Below are 20,391 nucleotides of genomic sequence, written 5' to 3'. Positions count from 1 at the left end.
ATGAAGAAGCTTCTCTCCCTGATGGCCATGGCCGCCTGTCTTTGCGTCGGCGCCGCGCATGCGCAGGACAAGGCCGCACCGGCCGCTCCCGCGACGCCGGCTGCTCCGGCCGCCAAGGCCGCACCCGCGCCGGCCATGCCTGCCACACCGGCCACCCCGGCCACGCCGGCCAACCCTGCCGCGAAAGAGCCCACCGCCCAGCAAAGCAAGATGGCCATGTGCAACAAGGAGGCCGGCGACAAGAAGGGCGACGATCGCAAGGCCTTCATGAAGACCTGCCTCTCGGCCAAGCCGGTGACGCAGCAGGACAAGATGAAGACCTGCAATGCCGATCCCAAGGCCAAGGCACTGAAGGGCGACGAGCGCAAGGCCTTCATGAAGGAATGCCTCTCCGCCAAGCCGGCCGCCTGAGCCACGCCGCAAGCGGCAGACAAAATAGCCCCGCAGGCTTCGGTCTGGCGGGGCTATTTCATGGGCGGCCGCTACCTGAGCACGCTGAACAGGTTGTTGAAGTCGTCGGTCCAGGGCGCCAGGTCCGCTGCCGCCTCGTGCTGCGTGGCGGCGCTGCGCACCGGCTCGCGCTCGAGCGCCTGCGGATCGCGCGCCACCAGCATCCAGATGCTGCGCTCGACATCGATCTCCTCCGGCGTGTCGTCGATCAGCGCCGTGTGCAGGCCCCGGACCTGCGCGAGCTTCGCCACCACCGTGTCGAGATGGAGGTAGCGGTTGGACACATGGAAGGCGACGACGCCGCCGGGCTTCATGTGGCGCAGGTAGATGTCCATGGCCTGCACCGTCAGCAGGTGCGCCGGCACCGAGTCGGCCGAGAAGGCGTCCACGGCCAGCACGTCGAAGCCCTGCGGCGCTTCGCGTTCGAGCTGCAGGCGGGCGTCGCCGAGCACGCGCTCGATGCGCGCTTCGCTGTCGCGCAGGTAGCTGAACTCCGTGTCCGCCAGCTCGAAGACGCGCGGGTTGATCTCGTAGACGCGATAGACGTCCCCCGGCCGGCCGTAGGCAGCCAACGTGCCCGCGCCCAGGCCGATGAGACCCACGCGCCGCGGGCCGGCCGGCGCCGCCTCGATCGCGCGGCCGACGCCGGAGCTGCTGCTGTAGTAGGAGCCTGGCCAGCGGCGGTTGGCGGCCGACAGGTACTGCTCGCCATGCAGGGTCGCGCCGTGGTAGAGGCGCCGCACGCGGTCGTCGGGCAGGATGCCCGAGTCCACCACCATCATCGCGCCGTAGAAGTTGCGGTCCATGCGCCTGGCGCGCGCGTCGTCGCGCAGCTCCTCGGCCAGGAACCAGCCGCAGCAGGCCGCCATCGCCAGCGAGGCCAGCACGCCCATGCGCCGGTGGCGCCAGACCAGCGCCGCGGCGAGTGCACACAGCACCAGTCCGATCCCCAGCTCGTAGAAGGTCGGCAGCACATGAGGTGCGACCAGGCCCACCAGCGCACCGCCGGCCGCGCCGCCCAGCGAGAGCATCAGGTAGAAGCGCGTCAGGTACGACGGCCCCGGACGCAGGCGCGCCGTCTCGCCGTGCAGGCACAGGCACAGCAGGAACAGCCCGGTCAGGTAGATCGGCAGGCCGGTGCGCAACTGCGAGCCGATGCCGTCCTGCAGCCCGTAGGCGCACAGCGCCAGCATCGCGGCCGCGAGCGGCAGGACGACCGCCCGGCGGTACCAGCGGTCGCTTTCGAAGCTGAGGATGAAGGTCAGCAGGTAGACCGACAGCGGCAGCACCCAGAGGAAGGGCACCGGCGCCACGTTCTGCGTGACGTGGTTGGTGACGGCCAGCAGCAGCCACGAGCCGAGCGCGGGCAGCAGCAGCCACAGCAGCTGGTCGATGAGGCGCGGCTTCGTCTCCGGGCGGGCCGCTGGCGCGGGCGCGTCGCCCGACGGCCCCACGACCTCGATTGCCGCCGGCCAGCGTCCGGCGACGTAGAACGCGGTGGCGCTGCACAGCAGCACGAACACGCCGTAGCCCGTTGACCAGGCCCAGGCCTGCTGTTGCACGGTGCTGCGCGGCTCGATCAGCACGGGGTAGCAGAGCAGCGCCGCCAGCGAGGCCAGGTTGGACAACGAGAAGTAGCGGTACACCTGTGCGCCCCACGGCGTGCGCGTGATCCAGGCCTGCACCAGCGGCCCGGTGGTGGACAGCAGGAAGTAGGGCAACCCGATGGTCGCGACCAGCAGGCCGAGGATGCGCAGCGTCGGCTCCTCGCCGCCGCCGGGCTTCCACGACGCGTCGGCCAGCACTGGCATGAAGGCCACGCTGGCCAGCAGCAGCGCGCCGTGCAGCTTCGCCTGCGTGCGCGGCGCAAGCCGGCGGGAAATCCAGTCGGCATAAGCGTAGCCGGCCAGCAGCGCGACCTGGAAGAACACCATGCAGACCGACCACACGGCCGCCGAGCCGCCGAACCAGGGAAGGATCTGCTTGGCGACCAGCGGCTGGACCAGGAACAGCAGGAAGGCGCTGAGGAAGATGGTGCCGGCGAACAGCGCCTTGATGGACGCCGGCTGCACGGCTAGCCCCGTGCCCCGAAGCCGCGCGCCAGGAACACGGCCACCAGCGGTATCAGCGCGATGAGGTGGGCCTGGATCATCACCAGCTTGCGCGTTTTCTTGACATCCGCCGCATCGGGCAGCGTGCCGCCGGAGCGCACGGCCTTGCGCCAGCGGAAGTAGGTGAGCGTCGGGAAGATCGAGAGCACGGCGATGATGATGAAGAGCCCGAGCTTCACATGCAGCAGCGGGTTGGTCCAGTACCAGGCGGTGCCCTTCATGCCCCACCAGGTGCGCGCCAGGCCGGTGGCGAGCACGGCGATGGCCGAGATGCCATAGACCATGTCCACCTTGGCGATGCGCTCGACCGCCGCTGCATTGAGCCATTCCACGCGGCACAGCGCGGCCTCGCTCGAGATGAAGACCACCATCGTGAGGATGGCCAGGAAATGCATGTACGCAAGGATCGCTTCGAGGGTCATCTTGTTCTTTCCGGGGAAGTCGCAGGCGCAGCGATTGTGCCGCCCCAGAACTCCGGCCGTGCGTATTGCGCCTTCAAAAAATCCAGCCACAGCCGCACCCGCAGCGGCAGGTGCTTGCGCTGGGGAAAGACGGCATAGATGCCGTTGGGCGGCGCCGCGAAGTCGTCGAGCAGCGGCACCAGCAGGCCGGCATCGATCTCGGCCTCCACCTCCCAGGTGCTGCGCCATGCGATGCCGTGGCCGGCCAGGCACCAGTCGTGCAGCACCTGGCCGTCGGAGCAGTCCAGCGGGCCGGTGGGGCGCAGGTAGATGACCTCGTGCTCGCCGTTGGCACCGGGCACGCGGAAGGCCCAGCCGCGGGTCTGCGAGGCATCGCTGGAGAGCGTCAGGCAAGCGAAGCGCGCCAGCTCGCTGGGATGGCGCGGCGCGCCGTGCCGGCGGATGAAGTCGGGCGTCGCCACGCAGCGGCGGCGGTTGTCGGCCAGGCGCATGCTGACCAGCGAGGAATCGGGCAGGTCGCCCACCCGCACCGCGCAGTCGTAGCTCTCGCCGGCCACGTCGATCACGCGGTCGCTCAGGTTCAGCGAGATCGTCACCTCGGGATGCAGGTGATGGAAGCGCGGCACCAGCGGCGCCACGTGGCGACGGCCGAAGCCCGCCGGCGCCGTCACCCGCAGGTGCCCGCTGGCCTTGACCCCGCCCGCACTCACGCTGGCCTCGGCATTGGCCAGCTCGACCAGCAGGCGCTGGCAGTCCTCGAGAAAGGCGCTGCCCTCGTGGGTGAGGGTGATGCGGCGGGTGGTGCGCACCAGCAGCTTGACGCCCAGCCGTTCCTCCAGCGCGTCGAGGCGCCGCCCCATGATCGCGGGCGCGACGTCCTCGGCTTTGGCGGCGGCCGTGAGGCTGCCGCGGGTGGCGATGGCGACGAAGGATTCGAGTTGCTTGAGGCGGTCCATCGGCGGGGATTATGCGGAGCGCCGGGGCCGGGTTGCGGGAAGCGGAGCGTCACGTCGGCGGTCAGGTCATGGTGGCGTTCGCAGCTGTGACGAGTTCCAGACGCGATGCGCGGCTTCGAGGTTCCTATGTCGACTCTCGACCCCAAATCCTTCCGGGGTTGAGTTTTCCATTCTCATCCACGAAGTCGGTAGGCGTCCATCCGATGTCCCGGATGCACTGCTCGATGGCAGGCTTGAGGACGCCATGTTGGCCAACGATGAACAGTGTGCCTGGAACGACTTTGCCCGGAACGATATGGCCTTTGCGAAAGTGATATTTGAATAGCGCCTGCGCGACAGGGACAGCGATGCCGGCTTCTGGTCGGCGGGTCGGATTGGTCACGATCGGTCCGGCGTGAAAATCCAAGATACCGGACTTCGGGTCGTAGCCGAGCGCCTCTTGGTACACCTTGAACGCCACTGCGTCCTCCAAGGCTTCCGATGACAGGTCGTCGCGCCCCTGCTTCTCGCACGCCGCGATCAATGCGTCGTAGGTGGCGTCGTCGGGCCTGACTCCTGCATCTTGCATCGTATTGAAGGCCCACACCGCCTTGTCGGCATGCCCGAGTTTTGCGCAAGCCATAAGCAGAGAATTGAACGTGTAGGCGTTGGGTTTAATGCGACCCTCGTCCCGCATTTCCTGGAAGATCTCCAGCGCCTTCTCAGGGTGTTCGCCTTTCGCGCAAGCCCAGATCAGAGCGCTGAAGGCATGGACGTCGGGTTCAATCCCCATGGCTCGCATTTCTTCGAAGACTGCGAGCGCTTCGTCAGCGTCCCCGTCCCTTCCGCAGGCCGTGATCAGGGCACTGCAAACGATGACGTTGGGCCGCGCTTCGACTCGTATCATCTCATCCATGCATGCTCGGCCCTCTCGCCAGCCAAGGCGCTTGATGAGTGCGGTAGTTGTCCTCCTCACGTCGTCGAGAGTCCGGTTTTTAAGGGCGAAGGCATTACAAACTCGCGCATTCCGGGGTACGGGGTCGGCCAGCGATCGCCTGATGGCCGGGGGCACCAGCGTGGGAGACGGCGAAGTCGTTGGCACAGCCTGGCCCTCAATCAAGCCTACTCCCTCTGGAATGCCTTTCTCATCCCATGAGGGGGGAACGGAGCAGGGACTTGGCGGACGACCATGTCTCGGCGACGCGCCTGGCGCCACGGCAGGGTCTGCGCGCCATCGCATATCCAGATCCAAGTTCTTATACACACAACTTATCGAGTTAATTTCGACTCCTTTAAAAATGTTCATCCTTGGGATCAAGCGAAGTCCGTCCAGGACGGCGGTTGCCCTGCCTTTGGCATCGGCTCAGTGTCCTGGTGTTCCCAGGTGAGACAGTCGCGCCGCCACCGATGCGCCAACTGCGCGATCTGCGTTAATTTCGCGTGCAGGGCCGACGCGTCGACATCCATTGTTGTGCGCATGTAGAACGCGAGTTCCTGCGTGCTGTCATCGATGCAATACGTCGCGTTGTGCTGCTTAGCCATCGAGACATTGAGAGCAAGCAGGCGGCGCAACGCCGCCGCTTCAGTGGCGAGCGGCACCACGCCGAACACGCAATAAACGAACAGGCACATCGGCGCGCTCAGTGGGTCGTAACCGACGCTGAAGCTCACGTCCTCCACACAAGCCTCGAAAGCGATTGACGCCCGCGCGTCGAACTCGAACACTGGTTGGTCCCACCCTGCAAACCGATAGAAGTCGTTGACGAATTTCAGAAAGCGTTGGGCGATTTCCAGATCCTTCATGTCGTCTGCGTCCTGATGATCCTCACAAACCGATCTCTGTGCGATCGTTTGTCGTGGCGTCGTCCGCAAACGATTGGTATCGCTTGGGGATATCGATTCTTGTCTTGCTTCGGCATCTCGAGTTTTCATCCCATGGATTCAACTGCGCCTCCTCTTGAAATGTTCACCAAGCCAAAGACCGCCCGGGCTCGCTCCCGCCCGAGCAAAGACTGCGATGAGAGCCAATGTCGCCGGGCTCGGCTCTGGCAATAGGTAACCGCTGATGCTCCTGAGTTCCCCCAGGCTTTGGGGCGGCAACGGAGCTCGATAAGTAACCGCATCGGCCCTCGGGTTCGCGCGCATCGCGGGAGTCGAGGGTGAGTCTCGGCGCATGGCAGGCTCAGCCGACAGCCGACAGCCGACAGCCGACAGCCGACAGCCGACAGCCGACAGCCGGCCCCGACGCTGGTGCGACATCCGATGCATCGGATGCGTGCGCCGCGGCCTGAATCGCGCCTTCGCGGATCGACGAGCCTGCGTAACACGGGTCTTGGGGACTGGATCGAGTCGAGTTAGAGCTCCCTCTATGTATTCGGCGCTCGCCCATCCTGAACGCGTCTTTCTTGAATCCCGCGGCTCCGTTCCACGCTGTTTAAATGCAGCTCCAACCCCTCTTGGAAATGTTCATCCGCATGCTTAGGCGCAGACCGCCTCGCAATCGATCGAGAGCGGTCAGCGCTTGCACTCGGCTGACTGCACGCGTGTCTTCTATAACAGTTGCGGTTGGCTGGGTTCCGGGCCGGCCGCCGGCTCAGGAAGCCATGCGCCCCGCGCGCCGCGTCGACAGCAGCGCCCTGAGCTTGGCCGGCGCCACCGGCTTGGTCAAAAGCGTGACTCCGCCCTGCCGCAGCCGCTGCAGCGCCTCGGGCCCGGTGGCGCCCGAGACCAGCACCGCGAGCGCCTGGGGCTGCAGGCGGTGCGCGGCTTCGATCACTTCCATGCCGTCCTCGGCATCGGCCAGTTGCAGGTCGCACAGCAGCACGTCGAAGCGCGTCTGCGAATCCGCAAGACGGCGCGTCGCTTCGCTGCCGCTGGCCACGCATTCGACCTCGCAGTCCCAGTGCGTGAGCAGCGCCCGGGTGGCATCGAGGATGGCCGGATCGTCGTCCACCACCAGGCAGCGCAGCCCGGCCAGCGGCGAGCTGGCCACCGGCTCCGGGGCCGGCGGCGGCACGTCGCGCGGATCGGCGCCAGGCAGCTCCAGCGAGAAGGTGCTGCCGGCCTGCAGCGCCGAGCGCAGCGCAATCCGCGTGCCCAGCAGCGCGGCGATGCGGGCGCAGATCGCCAGCCCGAGGCCGAAGCCCTGGCGCCGGTCGCGCTCGGTGTTCGCGACCTGGTAGAACTCCTCGAAGATGCGCTCCTGGTGGATCGGCGCAATGCCGACGCCGTTGTCGCGCACTTCGATGCGCACCTGTCCGCCGCGGCGCCGCGCCGCCACCAGCACCGTGCCTTCGGCCCCGCTGTGGGTGATCGCGTTGCCGACCAGATTGCCGATGATGCGCAGGAGCAGGGCGGGGTCGGAGCGCACCGCGAGCCCGCGGTCCCGCCACACCAGCCGCACCTGCGAGGCGGCCGCGCGAGCCGCGTGCTGGGCGCCGAGCTGGTCGAACAGCATTGCCAGCGAGACGTTGCCGATGGCCGGCGTCAGCACCTGCGCATCCAGGCGCGAAATCTCGAGCAGGTCGTCGAGCAGCACGCCCATGAACTCGGCGCCCTCCTGCAGCCGCAGCACCGCAGGGCGCTGCGTTGCACTGGCCGTCGGGAGCAGGCCATCGATGAACAGGCCCATCGCATGCAGCGGCTGGCGCAGGTCGTGGCTGGCTGCTGCCAGGAAGCGGGCACGCGAGAGCGCGGCCTGTTCGGCCTCGGCCATTCGCTGCAGCGCGACCGCGGTGGCCACGCGCACCTGCTCATCGCTCTGCTGGCGGTTGCGTTGCAGGCGCTCCGCCAGGCGGTTGATGTCGTGCGCGAGGTTGGCGAGCTCGTGCTGTCCGTGGCGCGCCTCGTCCTCGCCGTCGGCCGGCGCCTTGCCGCCGCGCGTGACGACGTTGCAGCGCGCATCGAAGCGGCCGGCCTCCAGCGCGGCCACGGTGCGCGAGATGCGGCGCAGCGGCTGGGCAACGGTGCGTGCGGTGTGCCGCACCCAGGCCCAGGCGGCGATCAGCGCGATCATCGCGATGCCGATGCCCGCCATCAGCGAGCGCGTGCGCTCGTGCGCATACGCCGTGGTGTCGCGAAAGGCCTGCACCAGTCCGATGGGCTTGTCGCCGGCGGCGGTCGCACCCTCGGGTGCGAAGGCGCTGGCCTTCGACGCCTCGCGCAGCGTCACCGGCGCGGTGAACATGCGCAACTGCCCCATGGGCGCGGCCTTGGAGCCGGCCGTGACGAACACGCCGGCGCTGTTGCTGATCTCCACCCGCGTCACCTGGCCGCCGCGCAGGGCCGCGCTGGCCACGTTCTGAAGCGCGGGCAGGTCGCCGGCGTAAAGGCTCAGATCGGACATCGCCGCCACCTGGCGCGCCACCGCCTGGCCCTCGGCATTGAAGGCGGCTTCCAGCGTGTCGAGGCGGCTGTGGGTGAACCAGGCGGTGAGCGCCAGGGCCACGGCCGCGCAGGGGACGACGCCGAGCCGGAACAGGTCGCGCTGCAGGCTGCCGCCGACCACCACCGCCCGACCGTCGGCGGCGGGCTCGGAGGGGCGTGCGGTGGTGGGCACGACCAGGCCGTGGGTGGGGGCGATCATCGGGCGGCGGTCACCCGCTCGGTCAGCTCGCGCTCCTCGGGCGGGCGCAGGCCCAGCCCGCGCGCAACGGTGGCGTTGACGCGCACCGTCGAAGGCGTCGCCGCCTCCACCAGCACGCCGCCCGCGACCGGGCCCATCGCCAGCTTCTGGCCGAGCGCGCGCGCCTGCTGCGCGAGCTGCCCCGGCGTGGAGACCGCGGCCGCGAGTCCGCCGGAGCGCACCAGGCCGTCGCTGGTGCCGAACACCGGCAACCCGGCGGTGGCGCCGGCGCGCAGCACCGAGAGGGTGGCGGCCTGGCTGTCGCCGATCAGGTCGGGCAGCACCATCAGCGCGTCGCTGCGCGGCACCAGCACGCGCAGCACCGAGGCCAGGGACGTGGCATCCGGCGCGTACTCGACCTGCAGGTCCCACCCTTGGGCAGCGCGCTGCAGCTCGCGCACGATCGGTTCCGATTCGGCAGTGGCTACCACCCCGAGCCGGCGCTTCTGCGGCAGCAGGGCATCGATCAGCACCAGCTGGTCGGCCATGGCGGGCTCGCGCAGCAGCACGCCGACCTGGCGATCGCCGCGCTTGAGCGCGGGGCTGGCCTTGAGGCTTTCGTAGTCGAGACGGCTGAGCATCGCGAGCACCAGCGGGTCCTGGCCCGGGCGCTCGATGGCGCTGCGCGCCGCGGCCACGCCGACCGCCATGGTGACCGGCACGTTCACCGGGACGGCGGGCCGCAGGCTGCGGGTGCGCACGCCGGCGTTCGCGCGCTCCTCGCCGGTGGCGGCGCGGTCGGCGGACGTGCCGTCGGCGGGCAGGCGCACCAGCTCGAAGCGGCTGCTCGCGTCCTGCGATTCGCGCAGCAGGCGCACGAATTCCGCGTGGGCGGCGTTGTCGTCGGCCAGCAGCACCGTGAGCCCGGCGGCCTGGGCGCCGGCGGCGAAAGCGGCCGCGCAGAGTACGCCCGCGATGGCACGCAACCCCCGAAGGAGCGCTGAGGAAGGATTCACGAGCATGAACAGCACCGTTGTGGTGATGAAGCCAATGTACGGACGCGGCTGTCTCCGCGCGATAAGGCAGAGGGCTTAGTTCGAACTGCGGGCGGGCGGATTGCACCGCTGGACGGCATCGGGTCGCGGCCGCTCGGCCTATGCCTTATTTCGTATGCAACACCGGAACGGGCCGCAGGCGGCATCGGAGCGATGCGGCGCCGGCCGATTCCCTCAGGCGGCGGCCTGGCGCGCCGCTGCCAGCTGCGCCCCGATCGCCTGCCGCAGCAGCTTGGGCGACACCGGCTTGTAGAGCACGGCCACGCCGGCGCTGGCGACCTCGCGCAGGCGGTCGGGCTTGGTCTCGCCGGTCACCAGCAGGCGCGCGGTCGCCGCGCCGATGCCGCGCGGATGGCGCTCCAGAGCGGCCAGCACGTCCAGGCCGTTGTCGCCGCCCTGCAGCAGCAGGTCGCTCACCACCAGGTCGGGCGGCCGGTCCCAGCTGTCGGCGAAGGCCAGCGCCTCGGCACGCGTCTGCGCGGTCATCACCTCGGCGCCCCAGTTGCTGAGCACCACCTGAAGGCCTTCGAGGATGGTGCGCTCGTCATCGATCACCAGGGCACGCACATCGTGCAGGCTGGGCTCTTCGTCGATACCCAGCGTGGCCGGCAGCACGCCCGGCGCCGGCAGCGCAGGTTCGGCGCCGCGCACCATGACGCGCACGCAGGTGCCCTTGTTCGGCTGCGAGCTCAGCTCGACGTGGGTGTTGAGCAGCGCCACCAGCCGCTGCACCGTGGCCAGGCCCAGGCCCATGCCCCGCGCGTCGCGGCCCTGGCGCGGCTGCGGCTCGACCTGGTAGAACTCCTCGAAGACGCGCGACTGGTGGTGTTCCGCGATGCCGACGCCCGTGTCCACCACGTCGATGCGCACGCTGCGCCCGCGCCGCCGGGCGCCGACCAGCACGCCCCCCTCGGTGGTGTGGCGCAGCGAGTTCGACACCAGGTTGTTGAGGATGCGCGAGAGCATCACGTAGTCGCTGCGCACCCACAGCTCGGTCTTGCGCACCACCAGCCGCAGGTTCTGCTGCTCGGCCACCGGCCGGAAGTTGCGGCTGATCTCGTCGAAGAGCTGGTCGAGCGGAAAGTCGGCCCACTGCGGCTGCAGCACGCCGGCATCGAGCTGCGAGAGGTTCAGCAGGCCCGAGAACAGGCGGTCCAGCGAGTCCACGCATTCGCGGATGTGGCCGATGCGCTGCAGGCGCACCGGGTCGGTCTCGCCGTTGGCCAGGCCGTCGGAAAACAGCGTGAGCGCGTGCAGCGGCTGGCGCAGGTCGTGGCTGGCGGCGGCCAGCAGGCGGGTCTTGGCCTGGCTCGCCACCTCCAGCTGCTGGTTCTTGCTCGCCAGCTCGGCCGTGGCCTTGGCGATGCGGCTCTCGAGCATGGCGCGGCTTTCCGACAGCGCGGCGGCCGCTTCGTTGAAGCCGTGCTGCAGCCGCCGCACCTCGGCCGTGCCCTCGACCGCCACCTGCACTTCCTCGCCGGCGCCCAGGCGGTCCACCGCCTCGCCGAGCGCCTGAATGGGCGCGCTGATGCGGCGCGCCGCCCACCAGCCGGCCAACCCCACGCCGACCAGGCTGGCGCCCAGCACCAGCACGACGTTGAGCCAGACCGAACGCTTGGCGCGCTCCACCGCATCCAGGCTGATCTCCACCATCACCTTGCCGGCATGCTTGCCGTCGTCGGCAACGATCGGCGCCACCACCTGCAGTCCTTCGCCGCGCCGGTGGTCCTCGGTCTCGGAGTTGGCCAGGATCTCGCCGTCATCGGACCAGATCTGCACCTGCTGCACGTGCGGCTGGTAGCTGCCGGACTGCGCGGTGCGCTGCATCGCGCGGCGGTCCATGCGCTGCAGTTGCGACTGCGCCACGGTGGCCACCTGAAGCGCCACCGTCTGGGCGTTGGCACGCATCAGCTCGGTCACGTTCGCGAGGTGCTGGCGCGTCAGCACGGCGATCGCGCCCAGGGTGGCCACGGTGGCGGGCAGGAGCGCCAGCAGCACCAGCTGCTGGGCCAGCGTCAGGCGCACCAGCAGGCGCAGGGCACGGAAAGGCCAGTTCATCGGCGTATCAGCGCCACGCCGGGCCGGCGGGCCCCGACTGAAGTACATGAACAGAGGAAAACGTCACGAAATCTGCCAAAGTTGGTTTCTAATTGTGTTCTCGACTGAACAGCTTTGACCAGCCCGTTGCCGCAGCTCCCTTAGCCCAACGTGTTCCAGAAGAAGATGCAGGTCTCCGTCCATGGCGCCGATGGTGCTTCTTTCGTCCTACACGCCCGCCCCACTGCCGAGCGCCTGCGCATGATGGCATGGCGCGCGCTCGCGCTCCTGCGGCGCTGCGTCCTGCTCGCCTTGCTGGGCCTTGCGTCCGTGGCCCCGATGCGGGCGGCAGCCGCCGCGGACGACGCCCCGCTGCGCTTCGGCATCCTGCCGCTGGGCGGCGCCTTCGAGTCGCGCAACGACTGGGAGCCGCTGCTGGCGGATCTCAGCCGCGCCATCGGGCGGCCGGTCAGCATCCTCTCGGTCAACTCCTACGAGGCGCTCGAGCAGGCCATCCAACGCGACCAGGTCGACATGGCCTTCCTGTCGGGGAAGATGGCGCTCGACACGGTCACGCAGCGCCGCATGAGCGTGGTCGCCCAGGTCACGCGCCATGACGGCCTGCCGGGCTACCGCGCGCTGCTGCTCACGCGCAAGACCGGGCCCCGCACCACGCTCAAGGGCCTGCTGGCCGAGCCCGAGCGCTGGCGCCTGGCGCGCGGCGAGAGCCGTTCGCTGTCGGGCTTCGTCGTGCCGCAGCTGCAGCTTTTCTTGCCCAACCACATCGCGATGGAGACCCGCTTCGCCAGCGAGGTGGTGGGCACGCACCAGGCCACCGCCCTGGCCGTGGCCAACGGCGAGGCCGACGTGGCGACCAACAACACCGCCGACTTCGAGCGCTTCAAGCTCCAGTTTCCGGCCGAGGCCGAGCGCCTGCAGGTGATCTGGGAATCGGAGCTGATCCCGCATGCCCAGATCGTCGTTCGGCGCGAGTACGGCCCCGAGTTCCAGAAGAAGGTGCAGGCGTTCCTGGTCGAGTACGCGCGCGCCAAGGGTCCGCGCGGCGACGCCGAGCGGGCCGTGCTCAAGTCGCTGCACGACCTCGCGGGCTTCGTGGCGGCCGACAACAGCTCGCTGCTGCCTGCCGCCAAGCTGGCCTACCAACTGGCGCGCCAGAGCGCGATGAGCTCGCAATGGGTCAACGAGGCGGCTCGGCAGGCGCGGCTGCAGCGCATCGAGAACGGGTATGCCGAGCAGACGGCGGCCTTGCGCGGCAGCGGACGCTGAGGCCGGCGTGCGGCGGCGCCTCCTGTGCGCGTCGGCGCTGCTTGCCGTGCCGGGGGCCGCATGCTTCGCCCAGGGCGCTTCCGCCGACGCGGCCGTCCCCCTGCGCTTCGGCGTGCTGCCGATCGGCGGCGCCGTCGAATCGCGCGAGAGCTGGACGCCGCTCCTGGCCGACCTGAGCCGCGCCCTGGGCCGGCCGGTGAGCGTCCTGTCCGTGAGCTCCTACGAATCGCTGGACCGGGCGATCCGGCGCGGCGAGGTCGACTTCGCCCTGCTGTCCGCCAAGCTGGCGCTGGATGCCGTCGTGCAGCAGCGGATGCGCGTGGTGGCGCAGGTGAAGCGCCATGCCGGCCTTTCCCGGCATCGCGCCGTGCTGCTCGCGCGCAAGACCGGATCGCACCATTCGCTGGACGAGCTGCTGGCCGCGCCCGAGCGCTGGCGCCTGGCGCGTGGCGACAGCCGCTCGGTGTCGGGCTTCATCGTGCCGCAGCTGGAGCTCTTCGCACCCCACGGCATCTCCATGGAGCGTTTCCAGAGCGAGCTGGTCGACACCCACCAGGGCACCGCGCTGGCGGTGGCCAATGGCGATGCCGACGTGGCCACCAACAACAGCACCGACTTCGAGCGCTTCAGGCAGCAGTTCCCCGTCGAGGCCTCGCGGCTGCAGGTGATCTGGGAATCGAGCCCCACGCCACCCGCGCTGTTCGTCGTTCGGCGCGACCAGCCCGCGCCCTTGCAGAAGCGGCTGCAGGACTTCCTGGCGGCGTACGGGCAGGCCAAGGGCCCGCGCGGAGATGCCGAGCGCGAGGTGCTGAAGCAACTGCACGCGCCGCTGGGTTATGTGGTGGAAGACAACAGCGCGCTGCTGCCGACCGCGACCCTGGATTACCAACTGGCCCGGCAGCACGCGCTCAATGCGAAGTGGGTCAACGAGGCGGCGCGCCAGGCCCGCCTCGAGCGGCTCGAGCGCAGCTACGCGCAGCAAGTGGCCGCGCTGCGCGGTACAGCGCCCTGAGCGCGCCGCGACCGCGAATCTCGCGCGGGCGCAAGAATTGATCAGATTCTTCTCTCGTCCTTTGGACCAAAATGCGCCGCCTCGCAACCAGAGCGAGCAGGGCAGGCCATGCAATCCAGAGTAGGCACGGGGCACACCCCCGGCACCCCACAAATCCATCCACAAAGCCCCGGACGCGCGCGCCCGTCCATGAGCCATGCCTGCCCCGGCGCTATCGGCTTTGGCGGCGGCCTCCGGCAGTTCTTCCAGGAATACCTCGCATGACCATCGAATTCTTCGCCCCGTGGCTCCTCCCTTCCGTGCTCGGCGCGATCACCATCGCGGCCATCGTGGCGCGCAGCAGGCACCGCCATGCATGGCTGCTCGACCTGTCGGCTCAAGCCGGCTGGAATATGTACATCGTCGCCGCATCGGCCTGGGGCTTTCTGCCGCTGAGTGCCGCGCTGACCGTCCTGTATTGGCGCGACCGCCTCGGCTCGAAGCGAAAGGACGCCTGCGAGCGCGAGGCTCGCGACGCGTGGAAGGACACGGTCATGGACGCCCTCGTTTCGAGCGCGGCCTTCCGCAAGGAGCACGAGAACGATCCCGAGAAGGCATTGACCGCGCTCGTAAAGATGAAAACCTGCATGGCGCTGGACCCGGCCATCTCCATCGAAGCCGAGGCCCTGGTGCAGCGAGGCCGCGACGAAGTCAACGGCAAGAGCGGCATCACGGTCTCGTCGCCCGTTCATCTCCTGCAGGCGTTCGACCAGCTCAAGCCGCTGTCCGAGACCACTGCCAAGCCCCTCCGGTCCGCCAGCGTCCATCGCCGCGAGATCGACATCGACATCGAGTGGGAAGACACCGGCGTGCCGGGCATCGAAGTGACGGAGTTCGCTTCGTCCACCGCTGCACCCTGGAACACCCTCGCCGCGGCCTGAGCCGCCAGCCAGGCGAGGCGAAGCGCGCCACCCGCCCAGGGCATGCATGGGTGCGCGGGTCTCTCGGGTTCCTGCTTTCACGGCCAAAAAAAAGAAGGAACGGATGTGATGAACTCAAGGGGAGGCCGCGGGCCTGCGGCCCGTCGGAACCTGCGCGTGTGGAAGCGCAAGACATGGGCGCTGGCTCTGCCGGCCGCAATGGCGGCGCTGGCGCATGCCCAGACGCCGCCGCTGCCCGCGGCGCCCAATCCTTTTGTGGAGGAACAGCGGCAACAGGAACGCGAGCGCGCGCTGCGCCAGCAGCAGGAGCGCGCCGTCGACAGCCGCCTGCAGCCGGAGCTCCGGCCCGAGAACCGGCGGCTGCCGAAGGACGAGGCGCCATGCTTTCGCATCGAGCGCCTCGTGCTCGCCGGCGCGCGCGCGGAGAACTTTCAGTGGGCGCTGGCCGCCGCCGCGGGCGAGGAGGGCAGCGACGATCCGCGCGGCCGTTGCATCGGCACCGAGGGCGTCGACATCGTGATGGCGCGGGTGCAGCAGGCCCTGGTCGCGCGCGGCTACGTCACCACCCGCGTGCTCGCCGCGCCGCAGGACCTGGGCCTGGGCACACTGACCCTCACGCTGATTCCCGGCCGCGTCGCCGGCATCCGCTTCGCCGCCGGCAACGAGGCGCGCACCAGCCTCGCCGGCGCCATCCCCGCGCGTGCCGGCGATCTGCTCGAGCTGCGCGACGTCGAGCAGGGCCTGGAAAACCTCAAGCGCGCCCCCACGGCCCTCGCCGACATCCTGATCGAGCCTTCGAAGGCCGCCGATGCGCAGCCCGGCGACAGTGACCTGGTCGTCAAGTACGCGCAGGGCTTCCCGCTGCGCACCACGCTGAGTCTCGACGACAGCGGCACCAAGGCCACGGGCAAGACGCAGGCCGGTGCCACCGTCGCATGGGACAACCCGCTGGGGCTCAACGACTTGTTCTACGTCGGCCTCAACCACGACGCCTTCAACCACCAGGGGCAGGGCACCAGTGGCCGGACCGTGCACTACTCGCTGCCCTGGGGCTTCTGGCTGGCGAGCGCCACCGCCTCGCAGAACGACTACCACCAGACCGTGCAGGGGGCCCACCAGGTCTATGTCTACTCTGGCGAATCGTCCAACGCCGAGCTCAAGCTCTCGCGCCTGATCTACCGCGACCAGCACCGCAAGACCACGCTCGGGCTGCGCACCTTCCGGCGCGGCGGGCACAACTTCATCGAGGACCACGAGGTCCCGGTGCAGCGGCGCGCCACCGCCGGCTGGGAGCTGGGCTTGGCGCACCGCGAGTTCATCGGCGAGGCTACGCTCGATGCCGGCATCGCCTGGCGCCGCGGCACCGGCGCCTTCGGTGCCTTGCACGCACCGGAGGAGAAGTTCGACGAAGGCACCTCGCGCTTCAAGATGGCCACCGCCGAGCTCGGCCTGAACGCGCCCTTTCAGCTCGGCGCGCAGAAGCTGCGCTACACGGGGTTGTGGCGCGCGCAATGGAACCGCAGCCCGCTCACGCAGCAGGACCACTTCTCCATCGGCGGGCGCTACACCGTGCGCGGCTTCGACGGCGAATCGAGCCTGATGGGCGAGCGCGGATGGCTCTCGCGCAACGACATCGGCTGGGCACTGGGCGAGACCGGCGCCGAGCTCTATGCCGGCATCGACCACGGGCAGGTGGGCGGGCGCTCCACCGAGGGCCTGACCGGGCGGCGCCTGACCGGCGGCGTGATCGGCCTGCGCGGCGCGTGGAAGGGACTGAACTGCGACTTCTTCGTCGGCGCGCCCATCCGCAGGCCCGAGGGCTTCCGCACCGCGAGGGCCAGCGCGAGGTTCAACCTGAACTACAGCTTCTGACGAGACCGGCTGGAAAGAAAAACATGAACAAGCACCTTTACAGGGTGGTCTTCAATGCTGCGCGCGGTCTGCGCGTGGTGGTGCAGGAAACCGCCAGGAGCGCGGGCAAGGCCACCGGCACAACGCCCGCGATCGCGGCGGGCGCTCTTTTCGGCGTGCTGGTGGCGCTGCCCGGCCAGGCGCAGATCGTGGGCGCACCGGGCGTGGCGCCGGGCCTGCGCCCCACCGTGCTGGTGGCGCCCAATGGCGTGCCCCTGGTCAACATCCAGACCCCCTCGGCCGCAGGCGTCTCGCGCAACCTCTACCACCAGTTCGACGTCCAATCCCGCGGCGTCATCCTCAACAACAGCCGCAGCAATGTGCAGACGCAATTGGGCGGCTGGGTGCAGGCCAATCCTTATCTGGCGACCGGGCCGGCGCGGATCATCCTCAACGAGATCGTGAGCGGCAACCCCACGCAGCTGCGCGGGGCCATCGAGGTGGGCGGGCAGCGCGCCGAGGTGATCGTGGCCAACCCGGCGGGCATCGCCGTCGATGGCGGCACCTTCGTCAACGCCAGCCGGGCCACGCTCACCACCGGCGCCCCGCAGCTCAATGCAGCCGGCGGGCTGGACGGCTACGTGGTGCGCAGCGGCACCGTCAGCATCGAGGGCGCCGGCCTCGATGCCAGGAGCGCCGACTACGCATCCATCCTGGCGCGCGCCATCAAGGTCAACGCGGGCCTCTGGGCCAACGAGCTCAAGGTGGTCGCCGGCGCCAACCAGGTCTCGGCCGATCAAGGGCAGATCAGCCCGACCACCGGCACCGGCAGCGCGCCCGTCTTCGCGCTGGATTCCTCGCTGCTCGGGGGCATGTACGCCGGCAAGATCACGCTCATCGGCACGGAGCATGGCGTCGGTGCGCGCAATGCCGGCACGATCATGGCTGCCGACGGCTCGGGGCCGCTGGGCGGGGTCGGCGAACTGGTCGTCACCGCGGCCGGGCGGCTGGAGAACATCGGGACGATGCAGGCCGCGCGGCGGGCCGACCTTGCGGCCCGGAGCCTGGCCAACAGCGGCCGCATCGCCAGCGGCGGGGACCTGAAGATCGCCACACCGGGCACGCTGGGCAATGCGGGCGGCACCCTCGAAGCGCAGAGCCTGCAGCTGGCGAGCGCGGGGACCATCGACAACCGCGGCGGCACCATGCGCCAGACCAGCGGGGTTGGCTTGACGGTCACGGCGCCGATCCTGAGCAACACTGCCGGCGGCGTGATCGGGGCGGAGCCGGTGCCCGAGGCGCCGGTGCAGCCGGGCACGGGGAGCTCCGATCCGACGACGCCGGGCACTGGGACAGGCACAGGCACAGGCACAGGCACAGGCACAGGCACGAGCACGGGCACCGCGACTGGCACGGGCGGCGGCGGAAGCACGACCGCATTGCCCAGCTACGTGCCCGCGCCCGGCAACATCACCGCCGCCGGCGGCGTCCTCAACGACGGCGGCCGCATCTACGCAGGCGGCGCCATCCAGCTCGACACCCCGCAAGTCCACAACAACGGCGGCTCTCTCACCACGACCAGCCTGAGCGCCAGCGGGCCGAGCTTCAGCAATGCTGGCGGGACGCTCAACGTCAGCCAGGCCTTCAGCGCCAGCGTCGATCGCTTCGACAACACCGGCGGAACCCTGCGCGCAGGCAGCTTGCAGATCGCCAGCACGGGCGAGCTGGTCAACACGGACGGCCAGCTCGAGAGCAGCGGCGATGCGCTCTTGAGCGCCGGCGGTTCGCTGGACAACACCCGCGGCACGCTGCGCGCGGGACATGACATCACCGTCGCCGCCGGTGGCCGAAGGTCTGAAGGCGCTCGAGCTGAAGCCGCTAGTTGAAAAGCAGCAGCTGATCCGGGAGTACCTGGAGAAGGCCGGGGCGCGCGGTGGACTCACCGATTCAGAAATCTCTGCACTCGGCGTCATCTACGCCGCCAACGAAGCACTCTTCCCTACGAGCGTGCTTGATGTGTTCCCGGGAGGCGGCAAGGCAGTTAGCAAGGCCGGTACGCTTATCAGGGCCGGTACGAAGACTGAAGATGCTGTTAAGACGGCAGCCGCTGATGCGAGGGCGGCAGGATACGCTCCGGGCAGCAAGGCTGCTCAATCTCTGGCTGGAGCTGAAAAGTTTGAGAAGGATATAGCGAAATTGCCTCCGGGTGAGCGCGTTGCAGTCATTAAGCAGGAGGTGAGGGAGTTCGCAGTAGAAAATAATTGGACAAGAGACTCGCGTCTGAGTCGAATGAACGATCGAGATGTTTATCGTGCTCCTGACGGTAGTCTTTATTCGGTAGACACGCAGCATGGGGCCTGGGAAAAAATAAATCCAAAGACGGGTGCGCATGAGGGGCAATATCGACTACTTGATTTAAAGCCGCAAAAACCCGCCGATCTGTCGGGTGGGCATGACTTAAGGATAAAGTGATGAGCTGGGAAAAACTTACTGACAGCAGTTTTGTAGCATTGCCGCGAGGGTATTTGCTTAAATTTCCTGCGAGCGCGCCTTTTGAATCCGAGGTGGTCATGATGATATGTGGGCATCCAGAAGGAGGTCGGCGGTTGGCCTCCGTCGCATTAATCTCGATTACTGGCTATTGCGCTGGAATCAATCCATATGTTGAGTTTCCCTCTACGGCCATTGAAGAGGAGGCGGGTATATCAAGAAAATGGCTCATTGAGAATTGGACTAAATGGGTGTGGCCTAAAGGAAATGTGAGCGATGTTTTAGTGCGTAAAGAGCTTGACGCCGCGGATCTCTAGGTCACGATGTTTCTGCGTTCACAGGAGATCTCTGACCCTGGAAGATCTTCGTCGCCGGGAGGGCTGGATCGCGGCTTAGCGCAGACCTTTGCTTGCTGTAGCCATCACTGGGCAGGATGTCGCTGCGATCAACATTGCAGCGGGGGCAGGCGCCAACGCGGCCGCGAACAACTGGCTGCAGCCCAAGGAGCAGGAACTGAGGCGCCAAGCGCAGCGAGCGTGTGATTCGGATGCCGCCGTCAATGCGAAGGCTTGTGGAATCGTTGACGCTCTCAACAGGCTGGACATCGAGAGAGAGACGGACAACAACGGGACTTTCTACAAAGGAATAAGCAAGGGTTTGATCGCTCTGCTCCTGTCTCCAGCCACTGTTCCTGTGGAGCTCATTGCGAGCATCAGCGACGAGGGGTGGAGTGAAACGGCAAAGGCCATTCTCAAAAATGCTGCTCTGCTGCCCACGAACATCATCCTGGGCCTGAAGAGTGATCCTGAAGTTCAGGGCCGGGCTGTGGTTGACGCACTTGCCACGACAGCTGGTGTGACGGCGTTGACCAAGGCGGGATTGGGCTTGGGAAGTCGAACAGGCACAGTTTGGGACTCGATCAAGGCGACTCAGGAAGTTTGGCCCGGAACTCCGGTCCCTCGCTCATTTGAATTGCAGGCAGGAGGCGGTACTGTCTGGGTTGCTGGCAATGCAACTGAACACATTTTTGAATTAGCCAGCGGGATGGCGAAGCGTGGCGCTAGTCCGGAACAAATAGGTTTGGCGACGCAAGCCGACTGACGAGTTTGCATACTGCCGTGGAGTCTGTCATTGCAAATGGTGGCATCAGCTACTCGAAAACTATCATTGTGGGGGGATGGGAGCTGAGTTTTCGCCCTCCAAGACCTGGAGCAAGGTTGCCTGTCTTAGTTCACGCATTACCAAGACAACCCTAAT

The 20,391-nt window shown here is 68.1% G+C and carries 17 protein-coding genes; 9 read left to right on the top strand and 8 right to left on the bottom strand.

Annotated elements, in window-relative coordinates; genetic code table 11:
- Positions 1-411, top strand: a complete 411-nt coding sequence (locus tag AC3A6Y_RS00795) for a PsiF family protein (RefSeq protein WP_487866332.1) — start codon at positions 1-3, stop codon at positions 409-411.
- A gap of 71 nt (positions 412-482) precedes the next feature.
- Here AC3A6Y_RS00795 and AC3A6Y_RS00790 read toward each other — a convergent pair whose 3' ends face one another.
- The 8 genes from AC3A6Y_RS00790 to AC3A6Y_RS00755 form a co-directional block, all read right to left on the bottom strand.
- Positions 483-2,522: a spermidine synthase gene (locus AC3A6Y_RS00790; RefSeq protein ID WP_487866331.1), complete on the bottom strand. Its 2,040-nt coding sequence runs from the start codon at positions 2,520-2,522 to the stop codon at positions 483-485.
- Positions 2,523-2,524: 2 nt separating this feature from the next.
- A complete protein-coding gene (locus AC3A6Y_RS00785) occupies positions 2,525-2,983 on the bottom strand; it encodes a DUF2214 family protein (RefSeq protein ID WP_487866330.1) in 459 nt (152 codons plus the stop codon).
- Positions 2,980-3,939 (bottom strand): LysR family transcriptional regulator, encoded by a 960-nt coding sequence (locus tag AC3A6Y_RS00780; protein ID WP_487866329.1) that lies wholly within the window; start codon positions 3,937-3,939, stop codon positions 2,980-2,982. The genes AC3A6Y_RS00785 and AC3A6Y_RS00780 overlap by 4 nt, the downstream gene beginning before the upstream one ends.
- A 124-nt stretch (positions 3,940-4,063) precedes the next feature.
- Positions 4,064-4,834 carry a hypothetical protein gene (locus AC3A6Y_RS00775; RefSeq protein ID WP_487866328.1) on the bottom strand — a complete coding sequence of 257 codons (771 nt, stop codon included), beginning with the start codon at positions 4,832-4,834 and terminating at the stop codon, positions 4,064-4,066.
- A gap of 398 nt (positions 4,835-5,232) precedes the next feature.
- Positions 5,233-5,721 (bottom strand): CesT family type III secretion system chaperone, encoded by a 489-nt coding sequence (locus tag AC3A6Y_RS00770; RefSeq protein WP_487866327.1) that lies wholly within the window; start codon positions 5,719-5,721, stop codon positions 5,233-5,235.
- 790 nt (positions 5,722-6,511) lie between these two features.
- Positions 6,512-8,503 (bottom strand): ATP-binding response regulator, encoded by a 1,992-nt coding sequence (locus AC3A6Y_RS00765; RefSeq protein ID WP_487866326.1) that lies wholly within the window; start codon positions 8,501-8,503, stop codon positions 6,512-6,514.
- The gene (locus AC3A6Y_RS00760; RefSeq protein WP_487866325.1) at positions 8,500-9,504 is read right to left on the bottom strand and encodes an ABC transporter substrate-binding protein; all 1,005 of its coding nucleotides are present in this window, start codon (positions 9,502-9,504) and stop codon (positions 8,500-8,502) included. Before AC3A6Y_RS00760 ends, AC3A6Y_RS00765 begins: the two co-directional genes overlap by 4 nt.
- 207 nt (positions 9,505-9,711) lie before the next feature.
- Positions 9,712-11,595 carry an ATP-binding response regulator gene (locus AC3A6Y_RS00755; RefSeq protein WP_487866324.1) on the bottom strand — a complete coding sequence of 628 codons (1,884 nt, stop codon included), beginning with the start codon at positions 11,593-11,595 and terminating at the stop codon, positions 9,712-9,714.
- 240 nt (positions 11,596-11,835) lie between these two features.
- Between AC3A6Y_RS00755 and phnD the strand changes: the two genes are divergently transcribed.
- The 8 genes from phnD (at position 11,836) to AC3A6Y_RS00715 (ending at position 20,235) form a co-directional block, all read left to right on the top strand.
- Complete coding sequence (gene phnD, locus AC3A6Y_RS00750) at positions 11,836-12,861, top strand: phosphate/phosphite/phosphonate ABC transporter substrate-binding protein (RefSeq protein ID WP_487867772.1); 1,026 nt, start codon at positions 11,836-11,838, stop codon at positions 12,859-12,861.
- A 7-nt stretch (positions 12,862-12,868) separates the two neighbouring features.
- Complete coding sequence (locus AC3A6Y_RS00745; RefSeq protein WP_487866323.1) at positions 12,869-13,873, top strand: phosphate/phosphite/phosphonate ABC transporter substrate-binding protein; 1,005 nt, start codon at positions 12,869-12,871, stop codon at positions 13,871-13,873.
- A gap of 260 nt (positions 13,874-14,133) precedes the next feature.
- Complete coding sequence (locus tag AC3A6Y_RS00740; protein ID WP_487866322.1) at positions 14,134-14,793, top strand: hypothetical protein; 660 nt, start codon at positions 14,134-14,136, stop codon at positions 14,791-14,793.
- A 198-nt stretch (positions 14,794-14,991) separates the two neighbouring features.
- On the top strand, positions 14,992-16,665 hold the full coding sequence (locus tag AC3A6Y_RS00735; protein ID WP_487867771.1) for a ShlB/FhaC/HecB family hemolysin secretion/activation protein: 1,674 nt from the start codon (positions 14,992-14,994) through the stop codon (positions 16,663-16,665).
- A gap of 23 nt (positions 16,666-16,688) precedes the next feature.
- On the top strand, positions 16,689-18,530 hold the full coding sequence (locus tag AC3A6Y_RS00730; protein ID WP_487866321.1) for a two-partner secretion domain-containing protein: 1,842 nt from the start codon (positions 16,689-16,691) through the stop codon (positions 18,528-18,530).
- On the top strand, positions 18,487-19,116 hold the full coding sequence (locus tag AC3A6Y_RS00725) for a hypothetical protein (protein WP_487866320.1): 630 nt from the start codon (positions 18,487-18,489) through the stop codon (positions 19,114-19,116). Before AC3A6Y_RS00730 ends, AC3A6Y_RS00725 begins: the two co-directional genes overlap by 44 nt.
- Positions 19,116-19,451, top strand: coding sequence for an Imm45 family immunity protein (imm45, locus tag AC3A6Y_RS00720; RefSeq protein WP_487866319.1), 336 nt, complete (start codon positions 19,116-19,118; stop codon positions 19,449-19,451). Before AC3A6Y_RS00725 ends, imm45 begins: the two co-directional genes overlap by 1 nt.
- An 88-nt stretch (positions 19,452-19,539) precedes the next feature.
- Positions 19,540-20,235 carry a hypothetical protein gene (locus tag AC3A6Y_RS00715; RefSeq protein WP_487866318.1) on the top strand — a complete coding sequence of 232 codons (696 nt, stop codon included), beginning with the start codon at positions 19,540-19,542 and terminating at the stop codon, positions 20,233-20,235.
- The last annotated feature ends 156 nt before the right edge of the window (positions 20,236-20,391 follow it).

The sequence above is a fragment of the Variovorax sp. Soil_C_17 genome, from assembly GCF_057657265.1.
The sequence above is the reverse complement of the archived record's forward strand: the minus strand, read 5'-3'. Positions and strand labels throughout refer to the sequence as shown.